General features: G+C 38.4%; 16 protein-coding genes and 1 pseudogene. 4 read left to right on the top strand and 13 right to left on the bottom strand.

Features of this window, described 5'->3' with window-relative positions; genetic code table 11:
* The 3 genes from kynA to kynU are packed head-to-tail and all read right to left on the bottom strand — an operon-like array spanning position 1 to position 2,758.
* The gene (gene kynA, locus J2Z81_RS10505; RefSeq protein WP_029267827.1) at positions 1 to 849 is read right to left on the bottom strand and encodes a tryptophan 2,3-dioxygenase; all 849 of its coding nucleotides are present in this window, start codon (positions 847 to 849) and stop codon (positions 1 to 3) included.
* 2 nt (positions 850 to 851) lie between these two features.
* Positions 852 to 1,484: an arylformamidase gene (kynB, locus tag J2Z81_RS10500; protein WP_029267825.1), complete on the bottom strand. Its 633-nt coding sequence runs from the start codon at positions 1,482 to 1,484 to the stop codon at positions 852 to 854.
* The gene (gene kynU, locus J2Z81_RS10495; RefSeq protein WP_029267823.1) at positions 1,484 to 2,758 is read right to left on the bottom strand and encodes a kynureninase; all 1,275 of its coding nucleotides are present in this window, start codon (positions 2,756 to 2,758) and stop codon (positions 1,484 to 1,486) included. Before kynU ends, kynB begins: the two co-directional genes overlap by 1 nt.
* A gap of 133 nt (positions 2,759 to 2,891) precedes the next feature.
* On the opposite strand from kynU, the gene J2Z81_RS10490 reads away from it, so the two are divergent.
* A complete protein-coding gene (locus tag J2Z81_RS10490) occupies positions 2,892 to 3,500 on the top strand; it encodes a TetR/AcrR family transcriptional regulator (RefSeq protein ID WP_226371304.1) in 609 nt (202 codons plus the stop codon).
* A 322-nt stretch (positions 3,501 to 3,822) separates the two neighbouring features.
* Here the strand turns inward: J2Z81_RS10490 and J2Z81_RS10485 are convergent, their stop codons facing one another.
* The 6 genes from J2Z81_RS10485 to J2Z81_RS10460 form a co-directional block, all read right to left on the bottom strand.
* Positions 3,823 to 4,593: a sulfite exporter TauE/SafE family protein gene (locus tag J2Z81_RS10485; protein ID WP_029267819.1), complete on the bottom strand. Its 771-nt coding sequence runs from the start codon at positions 4,591 to 4,593 to the stop codon at positions 3,823 to 3,825.
* A 235-nt stretch (positions 4,594 to 4,828) separates the two neighbouring features.
* The gene (locus tag J2Z81_RS10480) at positions 4,829 to 5,143 is read right to left on the bottom strand and encodes a YbjQ family protein (RefSeq protein ID WP_029267817.1); all 315 of its coding nucleotides are present in this window, start codon (positions 5,141 to 5,143) and stop codon (positions 4,829 to 4,831) included.
* 154 nt (positions 5,144 to 5,297) lie between these two features.
* On the bottom strand, positions 5,298 to 6,704 hold the full coding sequence (locus J2Z81_RS10475; RefSeq protein WP_029267815.1) for a sodium:solute symporter: 1,407 nt from the start codon (positions 6,702 to 6,704) through the stop codon (positions 5,298 to 5,300).
* 89 nt (positions 6,705 to 6,793) lie between these two features.
* On the bottom strand, positions 6,794 to 7,747 hold the full coding sequence (speB, locus tag J2Z81_RS10470) for an agmatinase (protein WP_029267813.1): 954 nt from the start codon (positions 7,745 to 7,747) through the stop codon (positions 6,794 to 6,796).
* A 145-nt stretch (positions 7,748 to 7,892) separates the two neighbouring features.
* Positions 7,893 to 9,299: a sigma-54 interaction domain-containing protein gene (locus J2Z81_RS10465; RefSeq protein WP_029267811.1), complete on the bottom strand. Its 1,407-nt coding sequence runs from the start codon at positions 9,297 to 9,299 to the stop codon at positions 7,893 to 7,895.
* A 140-nt stretch (positions 9,300 to 9,439) separates the two neighbouring features.
* Positions 9,440 to 10,873 (bottom strand): MDR family MFS transporter, encoded by a 1,434-nt coding sequence (locus J2Z81_RS10460; RefSeq protein ID WP_029267809.1) that lies wholly within the window; start codon positions 10,871 to 10,873, stop codon positions 9,440 to 9,442.
* Positions 10,874 to 11,107: 234 nt separating this feature from the next.
* Between J2Z81_RS10460 and J2Z81_RS10455 the strand changes: the two genes are divergently transcribed.
* Positions 11,108 to 11,473 carry a Na-translocating system protein MpsC family protein gene (locus J2Z81_RS10455; protein WP_226371303.1) on the top strand — a complete coding sequence of 122 codons (366 nt, stop codon included), beginning with the start codon at positions 11,108 to 11,110 and terminating at the stop codon, positions 11,471 to 11,473.
* Positions 11,474 to 11,548: 75 nt separating this feature from the next.
* On the opposite strand, the gene J2Z81_RS10450 is transcribed toward J2Z81_RS10455, so the two are convergent.
* Complete coding sequence (locus tag J2Z81_RS10450) at positions 11,549 to 12,835, bottom strand: D-serine ammonia-lyase (protein ID WP_226371302.1); 1,287 nt, start codon at positions 12,833 to 12,835, stop codon at positions 11,549 to 11,551.
* A 481-nt stretch (positions 12,836 to 13,316) separates the two neighbouring features.
* Here J2Z81_RS10450 and corA point away from each other — a divergent pair.
* Positions 13,317 to 14,267, top strand: a pseudogene (corA, locus tag J2Z81_RS10445) (magnesium/cobalt transporter CorA).
* A 263-nt stretch (positions 14,268 to 14,530) separates the two neighbouring features.
* Here corA and J2Z81_RS10440 read toward each other — a convergent pair.
* The 3 genes from J2Z81_RS10440 to J2Z81_RS10430 form a co-directional block, all read right to left on the bottom strand.
* Positions 14,531 to 15,943 (bottom strand): amidase, encoded by a 1,413-nt coding sequence (locus J2Z81_RS10440; RefSeq protein ID WP_226981328.1) that lies wholly within the window; start codon positions 15,941 to 15,943, stop codon positions 14,531 to 14,533.
* Complete coding sequence (locus J2Z81_RS10435) at positions 15,936 to 16,118, bottom strand: hypothetical protein (protein WP_226371300.1); 183 nt, start codon at positions 16,116 to 16,118, stop codon at positions 15,936 to 15,938. The genes J2Z81_RS10440 and J2Z81_RS10435 overlap by 8 nt, the downstream gene beginning before the upstream one ends.
* A 337-nt stretch (positions 16,119 to 16,455) precedes the next feature.
* On the bottom strand, positions 16,456 to 17,307 hold the full coding sequence (locus tag J2Z81_RS10430; protein WP_226371299.1) for a transporter substrate-binding domain-containing protein: 852 nt from the start codon (positions 17,305 to 17,307) through the stop codon (positions 16,456 to 16,458).
* 179 nt (positions 17,308 to 17,486) lie between these two features.
* Here J2Z81_RS10430 and J2Z81_RS10425 point away from each other — a divergent pair, with 179 nt between their 5' ends.
* Positions 17,487 to 17,858 carry a DsrE family protein gene (locus J2Z81_RS10425; RefSeq protein WP_029267796.1) on the top strand — a complete coding sequence of 124 codons (372 nt, stop codon included), beginning with the start codon at positions 17,487 to 17,489 and terminating at the stop codon, positions 17,856 to 17,858.
* The last annotated feature ends 114 nt before the right edge of the window (positions 17,859 to 17,972 follow it).

Genomic DNA, 17,972 nt, shown 5'->3' with positions numbered 1-17,972 from the left:
TTAAAGTTCCGTTCTTAATTCCCATAGTTCAGGGAAAAAGTATTGGTCGAGCACTTTTTTCAAATAACTTACTCCACCTGATCCTCCTGTACCAATTTTAAATCCGATAATACGTTCTACTGTCTTCATATGTCTAAAGCGCCATTGCTGAAATAAATCTTCAATATCAACAAGTTCCTCAGCAAGCTCATATAACTCCCAGTATTGATCCACATTTTTATAAACCGTCATCCATGCTTTCTTAACACTTTCGTTCGGCTTGTGCGCGATACTTACATCACGATTTAATACTTCCTCATCAATAGGAAGACCGGCTCTTGCAAGCGCTTGAATCGATACGTCATAAAGACTTGGTGCTTTATGTGCCTCCTTGAGCATTTGATGAAGTTCAGGATTTTTTTCATATATTTTCAGGACATATTCTGTTTTATAGCCTAATGCAAACTCAATTAAGCGGTTTTGATAAGATTGAAACCCAGATGCATTCCCAAGCTTATCACGAAATTCGATATATTCACTTGGTGTTAACGTTGCAAGGACATTCCAGACATTTTTAAGCTGTTCTTGTATTTGTGATACGCGGGCGAGTTTTTTAAAAGATGTTGATAAATTGTCTGACTGGATATCTGAAATAGCAGAGTTTATTTCATGTAAAATCAATTTCATCCAAATTTCACTGACATGATGAATTGTAATAAATAACATTTCATCATGATGATCGCTTAACGGGTGCTGGCTGGAAAGTAATGTATCCAGCCCTAAATAATCACTATATGTCATTTTTTCTTTAAAATCCGTATGAATACTTTTTTCATCTTTAAAAGCTTGATGTTTATTAATATGCTCCATTTTTAACTCCCCTTTATCGGTTTAATTACTGCCCTGACAAGACTCCCATCCGCTTCTTCAAGCGGCAATGGAAGTGCAATAAGTTCATAATCACCTTCTGCCACATGATCCAGCATCACATTCTCAAGAATGTAAATGTCATGCTGATAAAGCGCATGATGGCCTGCGAGTTCTTTACTTGTAATTGGATCCATTGATGGTGTGTCTACACCGACAAGCTGCACACCTAAGGATTTCATATACGCAGCACCATCTGGTGTGATGGGTGATACGTCTTTTGGAAATCTTTCTGGACGATTCGGTAAAGACGTGCGAATTAACAACCGTTCAGCTGCATCTATATTTTTAGATTCCAAAGCACGTTGGTTGATTTCATCAAAGGCACTGAGATCGATCAATGTGCATGGACCAATATAGCGGTCAATTTCTAAATCTAGAATGCGCTTTCCATTTTCTAAAAAATGGAAGGGAGCGTCCACATGTGTACCAACATGTGTACTAGTCGTGATTCTTCCTATATTTACAGACCCTGTCATATCCTTTGTCAACGGTGTATGATAATGAAAAGATTGATCACCAGGCCAGTGTGCTAATTGATTATTCAACGGTTGAGAAATATCAATCCATTCTGCCATTAGGAAACAATATTCCTTTCATTTTCGAATTGATTATATCGCTTTTCTTCCATTATCGTTTTTAAGATTTGCACACAATCATACACATCTTCAAATGAATTATATAAAGCTACTGGCGCAAGACGAATACCGCTTGGAGTTCTAAAATCAGGAATTACTTTTTGCATTTTAAGTGCCTTGCAAATACGTGCCGCCTCCGGATGTTCTACATATACATGGCCACCGCGCTGTTCATGATTTTTTGGATTGCAAATGACGATACCATCATCTTTTAATTCATGTTCAATCAATTCCATCATATAGTCTGTTAACTGAAGTGATTTCTTCCGTACATTTTCAATTCCCGCTTCATGAAATAGTTCAAGTGCGCCAATTAATGGTGCTACACTTAATACATGCGGTGTTCCAATTTGGAAAGCTCCGGCCGTTTGAGCGGGGGTTAATGTATGATCCATATCAAATTGCTTTTCTTTGTCTGAACTGAACCACCCTGCAAGACCTGGTGAAACACCAAAAAATTTTTCATTTAAATAGAGGGCTGCAACACTACCTGGTCCTCCGTTTAAATGCTTATACGTACACCAAAAAGCAAAGTCAACATCCCATTCATGTAATTCATGCGGAATAGAGCCAACAGAATGACAAAGGTCAAATCCAATTTTAATATTTCGCTCATGTGCTGCTTCTGTAAGACGCTTCATATCTAAAATCTGACCGCTTCGATAGAGGACACTTGGAAGGACGATTAATGCAATCTCATCCGTCATTGCTTCGATAATATCCTCTTCTTTTAAAAACTGTCCATCTTCACTTTGTACCTGCACGAGATGGGAGTCATCATACCCTTTTAATTTTAATTGCGCTTTTAATGCATAAATATCAGTCGGAAATGTTAAGGAGTCAGCAAGTATTTTGGTCCGTTTTCCTTCTGGTTGATAAAATGTAGAAACAAGATGGTGCAAATTTACAGTTGTAGAGCCTGTAACAATCACTTCATCTTTTTTCGCTCCAACAAGTTCGGACATCTTTTCCCCAAGGGACTCGGATAGGAAATACCAAGGATGCTCCCCTTCTGTCCATCCATCTATCCCGTATTTCTTCCATGAGTTTAATAAATCAAAAGCAGATTGTTCTGCTCTTTTACTCATGAGGCCTAAGGAATTTCCATCCATGTAAACGCCATCATTATTGAGATAAAATTCATCTCGATATTTACGTAATTCATCTTTCGCATCCAAGCTGCGCGCATATTCTCTCGTAAATTTTTCTGTCAATGATACCACTCCTTGTATTTCTATATTTTCAGATAACTTGAATTAATCGTATAATTTATAGTATAGTCATATTATATTTAATTCATGACATAATGTCAATGACATTGTATCAATAAGATCGGAGGTTAGTAAAATGGGGGAAAAATTAACGAATCGTGATAAACAGGCACTAGAAACAAAAAGAAAATTAATTCAATCTGCCCATCATATTTTTTTGCAAAACGGTTTTGATAAAACAACGATTTCCCAAATTATTAAAGATGCAGGAGTCGGATACGGAACTGCCTATGTTTATTTTAAAAATAAGGATGATATGTTTAATACCGTAATGGAAGAAGTAATGGGACAATTTTTTAAAGTAGCCAAGCAAGTATTTCAGCCTACTTCGATCGACGAAGCCTGTCAGCAAATAAGAGATCAAGTGAGAGCATACATGACTGTAGCAATTGAAGAACGAGCAACCATGCAAGTTGTGAAAGAAGCGATTGGTTCAAGTGAGATTATCGAATCAAGATGGCTTGAGATCCGTAATGAATTCATCGAAAGTATTACTTCAGATATCAACTATTCCCAGCAAAAAAAGCTGGTCAGTAGTAAATTTGATCCGAGAATCACTGCGCAAAGCTGGTATTACATGAATGAAATGTTTATGTGGAAATTTGTAGAGAATAAGGGGCTTGAGCTCGAACCCATTGTTGAGCAATTATCCCTGTTTTATACAGCAGCGTTGTACAGGGTGTAAAAGAGTCAGGCATGGACAAAGAATAAGCATTTTCTCGTAATAGGAAGTGCTTTTGTATCTGTGATCGGTTGACATTAAGAGGATCAACGCCGATATTTTTCTTGCTGGTTGATACGCGAGTTGCTCCGGTTGATACTGTGGACCCTTCGGTCGATATATCTACGCTCCGGTTGATACTGTGGACCCTTTGGTCGATATGTCCGCGCTCCGGTTGATACCGGAACTCCTTCGGTTGATATTTTGTCTCTCCGGTTGAAACGCTCGGCTTTCCGGTTGATTATTTTTTGTCTCCCTGTTGTCCGTTTAGAAAATGTATTCTTCATCATGTAATAAATAAAGAAATAAGCATATAAACAGCCGTAATAATCGTGATAATTCCAATAAAAAGGCGAAGGTACTGGGTAGGAACTTTGGTTGCATAATAAGCACCAGTAAGAATCCCTGCCGTGATACCTATTAGACTGCTAGCAATGAGAGTCCATATATTATCCATAGTTGCATAAGCAAAATAGCCAAAGATAGCCGGAATTGCGATAATAACCGAATTTAGCAGACTAACACCTACAGCTATACGAATATTTATCCCTAAGCTTGCAAGGAGCGGCACTAACAAAATTGGTCCTCCTGCCCCTGTCAGGGAGCTGATCGATGCGGTTAAGAGTCCAATAATCATAAGCACCGCATTGCTATTTAAGATTTTCATCGATCTGCTATCTATGTCGATACGTTCTTTATTTTGCTTAAACAAAGATAAACCCGCAACTAATACAAATAAATAAAGGAACAATTTAGCCAGGGTGTCAGAAATCAATACGTTTATTTGTACTCCGAGAAAAGCGCCAGGTATACTTCCGATGCTTAAATAGAGAGCAAGACGAAGGTCCATATTTTTCGATTTTAAATAGGAAAGAGCTGCAATGACACCTGAAACAGCAAACGCCAAAAAACTAAGTGCGAGTGAGTCTTTCACTGGCATATCCAAAAAACCTACGTAAATCATCGGGAGGAGAAATCCTGAAATCCCGGAAATCCCTAGAAATATTCCAATAATCAAATTTGAAAAGAAAACGATTAATAATAAATATGGAATCATGCGACAATCCTCAATTCTGCAATTAGCCGTATAACGCAATAAAAATCTCAGCTTTGGTTTCTATGCTTCAAACATCTGCTTACGCGTGTTAATCGCACCCTTACCTTAGGGTGAAAGTATATTCCTGTCGATAATAACACATTTAGACGCTAAACAAATACAGTTTTTCAGCCAAAAAAGCTGTTAACTCTCATGCCGAGTAACAACATGAAAGCTAACAGCTCCTAAAAAATTTCTAATCCACGACTACCGCTGTACCATAGGCGATAACCTCCGCAGCGGAATTCATTACTTGCGACGTTTGAAAACGCATACCGACAATTGCGTTTGCATCAAGTTCCTCTGCTTCCTTGATCAGTCGATTCACTGCAATGTCCCTTGCCTCTTTCATCAAATCAGAGTACCCTTGAATTTCCCCACCGACAAGTGTTTTTAAGCCTGCACCAATATCCCGTCCAACATGTTTGGACTGTACCGTACTGCCTTGAACCAATCCTTTTACAAGGGTTATCTCTCTGCCGGGTATTTCATTGGTTGTTACCATAAGCATGATCCATCCACCTCCGGTAATATGTATATCTTTAAGCACTAATAAACAATCTCTGTATTTCATTTAACTGTAATTAATATACAATTGAACGCGTGATTTGTCTATATATAAAAAAGGATTCACCCTAAGATGCACTTAGGATGGATCCTTCAACTTAACCGTTTGCTTCTTTTGCATCCGTCACTTTATCTTTATTTTGGCTGTCGGTTAAAGACACTGCGACCATAACGATAATGTTTGTGACAATTCCATATAAAATTGGATTACTGGAAGAAAGACCTTCCATTGCTAGCCCGCCCAGTATAACAACCGCACTAATGATCATCGCATAGAAAGCTGCTTTTGAAGTGGCTCTTTTCCAAAATAAACCGAACACAATGGGGATAAACACAGATCCTGCTAATAAAGCATAAGCCACGTCAATAGCAACTAGAAGTTCTTGAATCCACAGAGCGATAACAATTGCTATGATACCAATAACAAAGGTGGTAATTCGCGAAAGAAGCAGGAATTGTTTGTCTGTAATATTTTTAAAATAATGGTCTTTTAAAATATCCTTAGCAATCAAAGTAGATGATGCGAGCAACGTTCCTGAAGCTGTAGACATGATAGCCGCTGCTACGGCTGCAAATACAACACCAAGAAGACCTGTTGGTAATGTTTCAAACGCCATACTTGTAAATACATTTTGTGTGTTTTCAATATTGGGCAGAATGATCAGGGCACACATACCGATGATAACCATCGCCATAGAGTACAGGAAACTATAGATTCCGACAAGCACGCCACCTGTTCGTGCAGTTTTTAAATTTTTAGCAGTAAAATAACGCTGCCAAATATCCTGTCCGACCATCATTCCAAGCGTAAATGTCAAGAGGTATTGCATAATTTCCCTGAAGCCAATAGCGGAAAAGCTAAAATATGAGCTGGGGAGTTGTGCAGTCAATTCACTAAATCCACCTGCTTTTGATAAGCTGATCGGAAGCATGATCAAAAAAATTCCAGCTGTCATGATGACAAATTGAATAATGTCTGTCATGGAAACAGACCACATGCCACCTAAAATGGTATAGAAAAAAACGATCCCTCCGCCAATTAACATGGCAAAAATTAAATTCCAATCAAAAATAGCACTTAATAATGCACCGATGGCGATTACTTGTGTAACACTTACCATTAATGCATAAATCGCAGCAACTACAGCCCCGATTAACTTTGACTCAACATTAAAGAGTTTACCAAGTAACTCACTAATCGTCATCAGTCTATAACCGGTTACACGCTTTAATAGTAACAGCCCAAATAGAGTTATTCCAAGACCCATCGAAAATACAAACCAAACACCAGAAAATCCCGTTTCATATCCAAGCTGAGCTGAACCAATCGTCGATGAACCGCCTAAAAAAACGGCTGTTAAACAACCAAACAACATAAAGACACCAAGATTGCGACCTGCTAGGATGTAAACCTCCGATGTTTTTGCTTTTATCGTTCCAATAATACCGACTATGACTAGTACAGCAAAATAAATAATGATAATCATCATGTCGAGGGAAGTCATATATTACCCACCTTTCCTTTGATATCGCTTTCTTTTGTGAAAAGGAACTTCAGCATTTCTGAAGTTCCTCACCTCATCATTTCTATTGTCTATTTCCTCTCCTGCTCCGCTCTTTTTTTCATTGCAATGAGACTAATCATTTCAAAAATTACGGATGACGCTGCTACGGCAGTAATTTCGCCGCTATCATAAGTTGGTAACACTTCAACCAGGTCAAATCCTTTAATATCAAGTCCATCAAGTCCTCTGACATATTCAAGGCCCTCATAACTTGTTGGACCACCTACTTCTGGTGTACCTGTGCCCGGAGCATAGGCTGGATCAAGAAAGTCAATATCATACGTAACAAAGACAGGTTTATCTTTCACACGTGCATGAATTCTCTCCATTACTTTATCAAAGCCAATTTTTCTGACTTCCTTCATTGGAATCACTTCAAAACCTAAATCTCTTGCGTCTTCAATATCCTCCGGTCCATATAATGGTCCACGCATTCCGACTTGAATCGAATGATTCGTATCAATCAATCCTTCTTCAACAGCTCGGCGAAACGGAGTGCCGTGCATATATTTTTCGCCAAAATAGTCTTCCCATGTATCTCCATGAGAATCAAAATGGACAAGTGCAATCTTCCCGAACTTCTTTGCAAATGCACGCAAATGTCCGAGTGTAATGGAATGGTCTCCTCCCATCATAACTGGGATAATCTCCTTATCGAGTACTGGTTCAAGTGCACGTACGATATGATCATAGGTTCTGTGAATATTTCCTGGTATAACATCCACATCACCATAATCCACACCTGAGCAATAATCGAAAATATTTATTTCCTGATCTGGATTATATGGACGAAGCAATACAGAGAAATCTCTTATATGTTGCGGACCATATCGTTGTCCTGTTCGATTGGATGCAGCCGTATCAAACGGTACTCCCATTACAACAAAGTCTACATCATTTGTTGTTGCAATATTTTCAAGCCTCATAAATGTGCGCGGCCCTGTAAAACGCGGTGATTTTGATGAATCTTTTGGTTGGTACATAAATATCCTCCTCTAAAACTTGTTCATGGATATTCATGCAACTTTCATGCCAACTTTATTTCAATGTTGTGATTATGTTTTTAAATAAAAATTAATTCACAATTGAATGATTTAGTTCTTTTCAATTCAATTATGAATTAATGATTCATTTTGAATTAATATTGTATTTTTTTAAGCGGCGTACAACGGTTGACTGGCTTAAACCAAGATATTCAGCCATTTCATACGTTGTTTTATATTGCTTCGAAGCACGTATTAACCAATTTCTTTCGACTGCCTCTAAAACTTCTTGTAATGTCAAACCCTGTTCTTCAAATGATTCAAGCTGCCATTCTTGTTTTGGCAATTCCGATGCATCCATTTGATTCACAAACGGGAGATTAGATGCAAAGATCATATTTGTATCGGTTGTCACTACTAAACGCTCAATTAAATTTTCCAATTCGCGGACATTTCCCGGCCAATCATATTGTTGCATAGCATTCATTGCTTTCGAATGAAAAAATTTATTTGTATGATATTTTTCATTAAAAATCGTTAAATAATGCTGAGCAAGTTTGTAAATATCATCTTTTCTTTCCCGCAGTGGAGGAATGGTAATCGGGATAACATTCAATCGATAGAATAAATCCTCTCTGAATTTCCCCTGTTTCACCAATACTTCTAAATCTTGATTTGTTGCAGTAATAAGTCGAAAATCAACTTGTTTTGCTTCTGATCCACCGATTGGGGTTACTTTTTTTTCCTGCAACACTTTTAATAGTTTCACTTGAATGGATAAAGGAAGTTCAGCTATTTCATCTAAAAACAATGTCCCTTGATCAGCAAGTTCAATCATCCCTTTTTTCCCGCTTTTGCTTGCACCAGTAAAGGAACCCGGCTCATAGCCAAATAATTCCGATTCAAAAAGTGGTTCGGGTATTGCGCCACAATTGACCTCAATCACTTTTTTCTGATTACGTTCACTTTCCTCATGAAGCGCCTTGGCAAATACATTTTTCCCGACGCCTGATTCCCCAAGCAAGACAACGTTTGCATCTGATTTAGCAACGCGTTCCACCAGTTCACGGATCTGAATCATCGTTTTACTTTTAATGATGACATTTGTTCTTTTTTCCTGTTCCCTTAATTCTTCTATTTCAGATTCATAGCGTATCATTTTTGCCCTGAGTTCTTCATAGTCTTCTTTTAAAAGTTGAATTTCTGTTAAATCATGGGAAAAGCTGATGATACGAACGATATCCCGTTTCTTGTTAAACAGTGGTATACCAGTAGCCATAACAACTTTCCCAGTAGGTGTGCGCTGCATAACCTGCACTTCTTTTTTCTCATTTAAAACGACCGCTGTTACAGACGGAGAAAAAGTGCGATCTTTTTCCAGTTCGAAAACCGTTTTTCCAACTAATTCATCTTCTTCTTTTCCGTATATACTAGTGCAATTGGAACTAACCCTAATGACTTTTCCCTCTCCATCCGTCATGACAATATTATCATTCGAAGCATGCATAATGCCTTCCAGTTCCAACTGCAGCATTTCCGGTTCTTTATTCATGATAACACCTTCTTTCATTCTCCATATTTAACAGAATTAATATCACAAGAATTTCCTTCCTCTTTATCATTTCTTTCTTAGCTTGAATTCTTTTAAAAAAAGCTGTTAACAGGTAAAAGTTAACAGCTTTTTCATTCGTCTTATCCATTATCTATACGCATCACATTAGATTGTTCTGGATTTTTAATGAAGAATGATATACCAAGACCAACAAGGGAGATGATGCCAGCAACAATAAAGGACACGTTTACACCATGTATCATTCCTTCAACCCCTTTGTCCGGAATGGCACCTGTCGTCATGACAGTTACAAGCAAGGCTGTTCCAACTGCACCTGCTACTTGACGCATCGTATTATTCATTGCAGTGCCGTGCGGAATTAAATCCGGCGGCAACTGATTGAGTCCAGCCGTAGTTACAGGCATCATTACCATAGCAACGGAAAGCATTCGAAATGCATTTAATGTCGCTATATAGGCGAAACTTGTCTGCTCAGAAAGATCAGCGAACATAAATGTCGTAATAACCAAAATCAAAAGACCTATAATGGAAAGCCATTTTGCTCCATATAAATCAAATAATCTGCCGGTAACCGGGTTCATGAGTCCCATAATTGCTGCTCCCGGCAATAAGGCCAACCCGGATTCAAATGCAGTAAAGCCAAGCATATTTTGCATAAGAAGTGGTAAAACAACTGCAGCTCCAATCATTGCAATAAATACTACCATACCTAATGCTGTAGTTAAGGTAAACATTTTATATTTAAATATCCTAAATTCAAGGATTGGCTCCTTTAGTTTCAATTGTCTTCGTATAAACCAAATAAGGGCAATGGCACCGATGCTCATCGAAATAAATACCTGTTCACTAACCCAGCCACTGCTTCCAGCAGTACTGAATCCGTATAACAAGCCGCCAAATCCAAAGGAAGATAGAATGATTGATAAAACATCGAGCTTCGGATATGTTTGTTCAGTAACATTTTTCAAAATAAAATAAGCAATAATAATATCGACAATAATGATCGGCAAAATCATGTAAAAGAGACTTTCCCACGGAAATTGCTCGACAATCCAACCGGATAAAGTTGGGCCAATTGCCGGAGCAAATGCGATCACGAGACCGAACATTCCCATCGCTGTTCCTCGCTTGTTGATTGGGAAAACAAGAAATAAAATCGTCTGCATTAGCGGCATAATAATACCAGCCCCAGCAGCTTGTAAAATTCTACCTATCATTAGAATGGTGAAATTCGGTGCAACCGCACAAATTGCTGTACCGATAGCAAAAGAGCCCATGGCTGAAAGAAATAAGCCTCTTGTCGTAAAGCTCGCAATTAAAAAAGCTGTGACTGGTATCATAATCCCGTTCACGAGCATGAAAATGGATTGCAGCCATTGCGCTGTACTGGCATTTAAGTCAAGGTCCCTCATAATATGCGGGAGAGCAGTACCTAATAATGTTTGATTCAAAATAGCAACAAAGGCACCTGAAAGCAATACAATCAGGACAACAATGAGCGATACCTTACTTCTTTCTTCCCCTGTATGTGTTGTTGATTTCTCTCTAACCATAGATAACCTTCCTTCTTGCAAGCTTTACTTGTTCATTAGCCAACATGTGATAGTATATTTTAACACAACATCTTGGATAACGAAAAGAACTTGATTTGTAATAAAGAAATATCGGCGCGCCTTGACAGAAGGCATGAACAACCGCAAAATTTGATCCTATCTCCCTTAATGAAACCGCTTTTATTTTCCTATATAATGAACGTATAGAAGCTGTTCTACAAGGGAAGAACATATATGCTGAGAACATCAAAACAAAAAAACGCTATTGATAAGCGTGAAGTTATTCGGATTTACAACCAAATCAATCAGGAAATCTATGATACTGGGATTAGTCAGCAGAAAATAGAGATTTCGGAAAATAGCTTGATGATATTCGCAGTGCACAAACGGGTAGAAGCATTGAAGATCTTGCGCGATAACTATCCGGAATTAGTGTCCTATGGGAATACAGCTCTATTTACAGAATTTAAAGCGAAATTAAAGGAAAATATTGAAGATCTTACTGGTATGAATATCATGTCTATCCTTATGGATTATGATGCTGCAACACAGCATTCATGTGACATTATTTATTTTGATAAAAACATTCAAAATAAATAAGTTGAATGATGTAAGCCGCTCTTAATGATAAGTTGGAGAGCGGTTTTTTTATGTTGATGCTTGACGATTGACTTTCTAGGACTTCCCTTTATTATAAAAATCCTTGCGATCTTTTCTTGGAACAAGTCCTCCGCCTGTCGCCCAAGCGATATGAGTGATGTTACTCGGGTTAATATGATGTTGATGGATATAATTTGTTTCTAAAATCCTAACTGGCCCCGCGAGTCCGGCTGTTGCGGAAGGTTCCAAGTAAATATTTTCACGATCTGTAAGTAATGTGAGTAATTGATATAATTCATCATCTTCTATGGTATAAATTCCACTGACTAGCTGGCCACTGATCGTTGTCGCAAATTTTGACGGGCGCCCGACTGCTAATCCATCCGCTTCCGTTTTATTATCAATTCCAAAATCCTGCACACACACTTTCTCTTTTTCACCCGTCAGCAAACCGATCAACACAGACGGTGCGTGTACTGGCTCCACAAAAAAACAATGGACATGGTCGCCGAATAGTTGCTTCATGCCGAACGTAATGCCTCCCGGCGATCCGCCAACTCCGCATGGCAAATACATAAACAAAGGATGTTCCTTATCCACATTGATATTTTTCTTTTCCAATTGTTTTTTCAAACGAAGAGCAGCCGTGCTGTATCCTAAAAATAGATGCTGTGAATCTTCATCGTCAACAAAATAGCCATTTGGATCTGCGTGCGTTTTCCTTCTTCCCTCCGTAATAGCCTTACTAAAATCACCTTCAAATTCATATACAGTTGCACCCTTATTGCGAAGTAAATCTTTTTTCCATTGTTTTGCATCTTGTGACATGTAGACGAATACATTGAAGCCTAGCTTCGCGCTCATGATTCCGATGCTTAACCCCAGATTTCCAGTAGATCCAACTCCAATCGAATATTGCTTGAAAAATGATTTAAATTTAGGAGTGGAAAAAATTTCGTAGTTTGCCCCTTCTGATAAAATCCCAGCATCTTTTGCTAGTTGTTCCGCATGATGCAGCACTTCATAAAAACCACCTCTCGCCTTAATAGATCCAGCGATCGGTAACTCGTTATCACATTTTAAGTATAAATCTCCTTCTACTGGCTTGGAAAATGAACTTTTCATTGAATGGATAAGTTTAAGTGGAGATTCAATGATGCCATTTGTCTCAATGGTTTCGGGAAATTCTTTTTTTATAAATGGCGCAAATCTTTCCCATAAGGATGCCGCTTCCTCGATATCTTTTCTATTTAAAGAAGTTGTGTCGTGTTCCTTTTCATTTTGTCTGGGATTTAGCCAAAAAACCGGTTGTAATTCCATGATCTTCTGAAGCAGCGGGGTCTTTTTCTGATATTGTTCCATCTTTTTTTTGGAAAAAATTCTCCTAACCTCCTTCGTGCAATATTGTTAATGTTAGATTATCACTCACTATAGCATAGTCTATCATACAAATAAAACAACTTCCTAAAAAGCGTTAGCATGGTTTGGCTACAGTATTTGTTTTAGGCAGGTGAACGGTCCTGATTTAAAGGAGGGAATCGACCGGAACGGCTTAATTTTAACCGGTGAGTAGAATGATCAATTGGAGGAGTTACACTTTCAAACGAATGAAAGAAATATCAAACCGCATGGTAATATTTATCAACCGAGATGGAGAGTTATTCACCCGGAGTATGAAAATTGACAACGATATTCGAATTCGTTTAAAATTCTAATAAAAAAACATTCATTCTTATCGGCGTTGTATTACTGCAAGCCGCCACAAATCCGGATAAAAAAATGAAAGCAGAGAGAGCATCAATAAAGATGATACAGGAATGACTGGTATAAGGAGTATATAGCTATGATTCGAGTCCTGGCAATTACGCATGAAAATGAAAAAATTACTGATTTAACAATGGATAATGTTGATTTCAGTCTTTACAAATGGTGGTGGATTGACTTTCAGCACCCAAGCATGGAAGAAGTAAAAGAACTACAGACTAAACTTCATTTTCACCCACTTGCGGTTGAAGATTGTATACACAGCATGCAGCGCCCTAAACTTGATTATTATGATCATTATGCCTTTATTGCTACACATACAATTGGACCAGAGGCATTTAACCAGCATGAAATTGATTTTTTTATCGGTAATCATTTCATTGTCACCTTTCACCACGAAACGCTGTCTGAAGTTAGCCGAGTATGGAATAATTTACCTGAGGCAAATGAAATTCATATGTGGGATGAATTTAAGGTATTTTATGAAATCATGGATAATGTTGTGGATAATTACTTCCCGATCGTTTATCAGCTCGAAGACCAAATCAATGATGTAGAAGATAATCCAAATAACCTTTCCATGAATATACAGCTTGATACTCTGTTTGCGTTAAGGCATAAACTGCTTGAATTACGTCATACAATCAATCCGATTCGTGATCTATTTTATCGGATTTTGAATTCACGGCATTTAAAAAATTTAATTGAGCATCGTGAATATTTCGCTGATTTATATGACCATCTTTTAAAACTATAAGAAATGGTCAACTCCAACCGGGAGATTACTAATGATATTAGGGATAATTTCATTTCGTATAACTCCTATCAACAAAATAAGGTGATCCAGATTCTGACTGTGATTACTTCTATCTTCGCACCGCTCACTTTTATCGCCGGGATTTATGGGATGAACTTTGTAAATATGCCCGAGCTTGAGTGGCATTACGGTTATTTTATCGTGATGGCTGTGATGTTCACATTATCGGTACTCATGATTCTTTGGTTTAAACGAAAAGGCTGGTTTCGGTAGTTTGATGTGGACTGGTATTTTTTGGTTGAGAAATGCTTATGTAGGGTAAGTTGGCGGCAAAATTTTTGCTGCGCGACTCCCCTCGATTATTGCTCGTGTTCGGTTTCTTAATGCATGAATCTCCTTCCATATTGCTCGAGTCGGCACGCTTATTGCGCGCGTTCCTTCATGATTGCTCGAGCACTCCTTCCTTGTTACCATTCCACACAAAAAAGCACTTCTAGTAAATGAGCTCATGTTTACTAGAAGAGCTAAACTGATCGTTATGAAACGACTAAACTTGGCCTTCGTCCTTGTAGTGGGTTGGTTTGCTCCAGTGCATATCCTGCGTTCAGAATGCGTTTCTCTTTGAGTGCAGGTCCCATAATTTGCAGGCCTACTGGCATATTACCTTTTGTTCCACATGGTATGGAAAGTGCAGGTAATCCCGTCAAGTTGCCTGGTCCAGTAAAACGGATCATATGATCAATTAAATCTACTTTTTCCCCATTTAAATTAGCAAAATCCTCTCCTATTTTTGACGGAATGACTGGCAGTGTTGGGGAAATAAGCACGTCCACTTTTTCGAACGCTTCGGCAAAGTCCTTTTTTAACTGCCGCCTTACTTGCTGAGCTTGTAAATAATCAACGGCTGATGGGAGTTCCCCGAGTTCGAACAAGAGTCGGATGTCACTTCCAAAGTCGTCCGGCCGTTTTAATAAATTTCGATGATGGATCGTTGACGCCTCTGATAGGGACGTAACGAGTTCCGCCCATTCCGCATATTGGAGGGCAGGAATTTTTACCTCTTCGACCTTCGCTCCTTGATCAACGAGGTTTTGAATATTTGCGCGAACAAGTTTTTCAACCTCTGAATCTACTTGATGAAAGAAATATTCTTCATTAACACCAATCACTAAGTCCTTCACATCTCCGTTAAAATCGGTGAAATTTTCGTTGGGTACATGGAGGGATGTTGGATCATTTGAATCATATCCGCAAATAACCTCCAGCAATCCGGCTGCATCTTTAACCGATTTTGTCATGGGTCCAATATGATCCAGTGACCATGCAAGCGGGAAACATCCATACTTGCTGACCCTTCCGTGTGTAGGTTTTAAACCGACAATTCCACAGGCAGATGAAGGTATCCGTATCGATCCTGCTGTATCTGTCCCAAGCGACGCAACACTCATATCAGCTGCGACCGCTGCACCTGATCCGCCGCTGGATCCTCCGGGAATTTTTTCAGGATCCCACGGGTTCCTGCACGCTCCGTAATGTGGGTTATCATTTGTAATTCCCCAGGCATATTCATGCATATTTAATTTTCCCGTTAAAACAGCTCCAGCATCCCGCAATTTTTCGACGACCGTTGCATCGTAATCGGAGACGTAATCTTGATGAATTTTCGATCCCATGGTGCTGACTTGATCTTTAAAATAGATATTATCTTTGATCCCTATCGGAATGCCGTGATACATTCCCCGGTAATTTCCATTTAAAATTTCCTCTTCGGCCCGTTTGGCGAATTTTTCCGCTTCCTCCCTCGCAATTTGAATGTAGGCATTGATTTGTTCGTTCATTTCTTCTGCGTGATCTAAAACTTCTGTCGTTAACTCCACTGGTGATATCGATTTCCCTTCAATAAGACGTGCCAGTTCGTCTACTGTTTTTAAAATTAATTCTTTACTCAATATGATCACCTCCAGGAATATTTCGTAAGCCAATATCAGCATCATCCACCTGAATCGTGTCCAGATCACCTTTGAGTACCTGTAGCCCTTCCCAACGGTCTTTTAAAATCCTCAGATGATTTTCTTGCATCTTAAGACCCTTGTCTTCCAGTAACTCACGAACGGTTAACGACAAACAAACCACTCCTTTTATTCTAAATAATTTATCTCATAGGCAAATGCCTACAAAGATCAATACAAAAAATTCCTTTCATGTTGGAAATTCATGGTTTACATTTGAATGAAAGAAATAGATGCACATAACAAAGGACAGCAGTAATAAAAAGGGTTATTTACGTTTTATAAAAATACTCTATTAAATCTATCACGGTTCATTATAGCAATATCAAAGTAGTTGTTAATGTATTTTCAATAGTCTGTCATTTATTGACAAAAGCTTTTTAAAAAAACGAAAAAATGATCCGTTATCGCCCATCGACAACGATCATTTTTTACATGAATAGCTATAAAACTTACATCCACTCTTCTTCTAATTTTTCAAATTCACCATTTAATTTCATCTCGTCCATCCAGACGTCGATCCAGTTTTGGAAGATAGGATCACCTTGTTGCATCATATAGCCTTTTTGGCTTTTCGTCAGTGTATCATCTCTAAATGCAACGCGAAGGCGTGAATCCTCCTTGGCATACAGATCAGCTTCCACAGTATCTGTGATCATCACATCGAATGTTTCTTCCGCTACCTTGCCGGGAATGTCCAAATTTTCCTCAACAACCGTCACGTCCGCATCTTTTAAATGCGCATCCACGTATTCTTTATTTGTTCCACCTGGATTCACACCTACTTTAACATCAGGCTGATTCAAATCTTCAGGTTTCCTAAATTTATCCTTATTCTTTTTGTGAATGAGAGCTACTTTTCCAAAATCAAAGTACGCATCTGTTAAGTGCGCTGTTTTCTGCCTGTCCACATTTCGGCTAATTCCACCAACTGCAAAGTCAAATTTATCTTCTAGCAAATCATCCATTAAATCCGGCCATGTTGTTTTTACAAATTCCACCTCAACACCCAGATCTTCAGCAAGTATTTTCGCCGCATCAATATCATAGCCTTCAAATTCTTCTGTTTCAGGATTGAAGTAGGTAAATGGTTTATAATCTCCAGTTGTCCCGACACGAATGACTCCTTTATCGATTATTTCCTGTAGCTTGGACGGTGATTTTTCATCCTTATTTTCTGCTTGTTTTTGCTCTTCGTTATTTGCTGCATTTGCCTGATTTCCTTCACTAGACTGCCCAGGAGAACATGCTGCAATGAAAATAAAACATAATAAACTCATAAATAAAACCCTTAACTTTTTCATCTCCAATATCCCCGCTCACCTTTCTACAATTTCGTAATATCGACTATTATATGGGATAAATTCCTATTATTCAAATAATTTTAATTTTTACATTACCCTATCAAACACATTTCTTGTTTTTTATGCTGGAAAAGGTTATCTTATCCCTACAATGATCGTAAAATAAGGAGGCTATCACAATGAATTATGCGGATTTACTGATTACATTAACTGCTCATGAAAGCGATGAAAATAACGTAACCATTGCCTTCACCATGGGTAGTAAGGCACTCGAAAAGGGACATACCGTTGAAATATTACTGTTATCTAATGCGGTTCACCTTGCAGAGAAAAATTATGCGGATAAAATTGATATCGGAGCCCCGTTTAAACCGATCAAAGACCTGCTTCCTACTTACATGGAGCAAGGTGGAAAACTGAAAGTGTGCTCTGCCTGCATGGAGCATAATGGTGTCTCAAAAGAAAATATTGTTGATGGTGCAGAAGTGATCAGTGCAGATTATGTCATTGATGCGCTCATGAATTCCAAGAAATCGTTGCAGCTCAATTAAGAGATGAAAAAATCCTTCCACTAAATATTTCTGTGGAAGGATTTTTGATTATTTCAAGCTTTCTGTGGTCTGAGTGTATATCCAATTTCAATCTAATAGTGATAAATGTTCTCC

Origin of the sequence: Virgibacillus alimentarius (assembly GCF_017874635.1) — a bacterium.
GTDB classification, from domain to species: Bacteria; Bacillota; Bacilli; order Bacillales; family Amphibacillaceae; genus Virgibacillus_B; species Virgibacillus_B alimentarius.
Note: the sequence above shows the minus strand (reverse complement) of the source record. Positions and strands in the feature narration are given on the sequence as shown.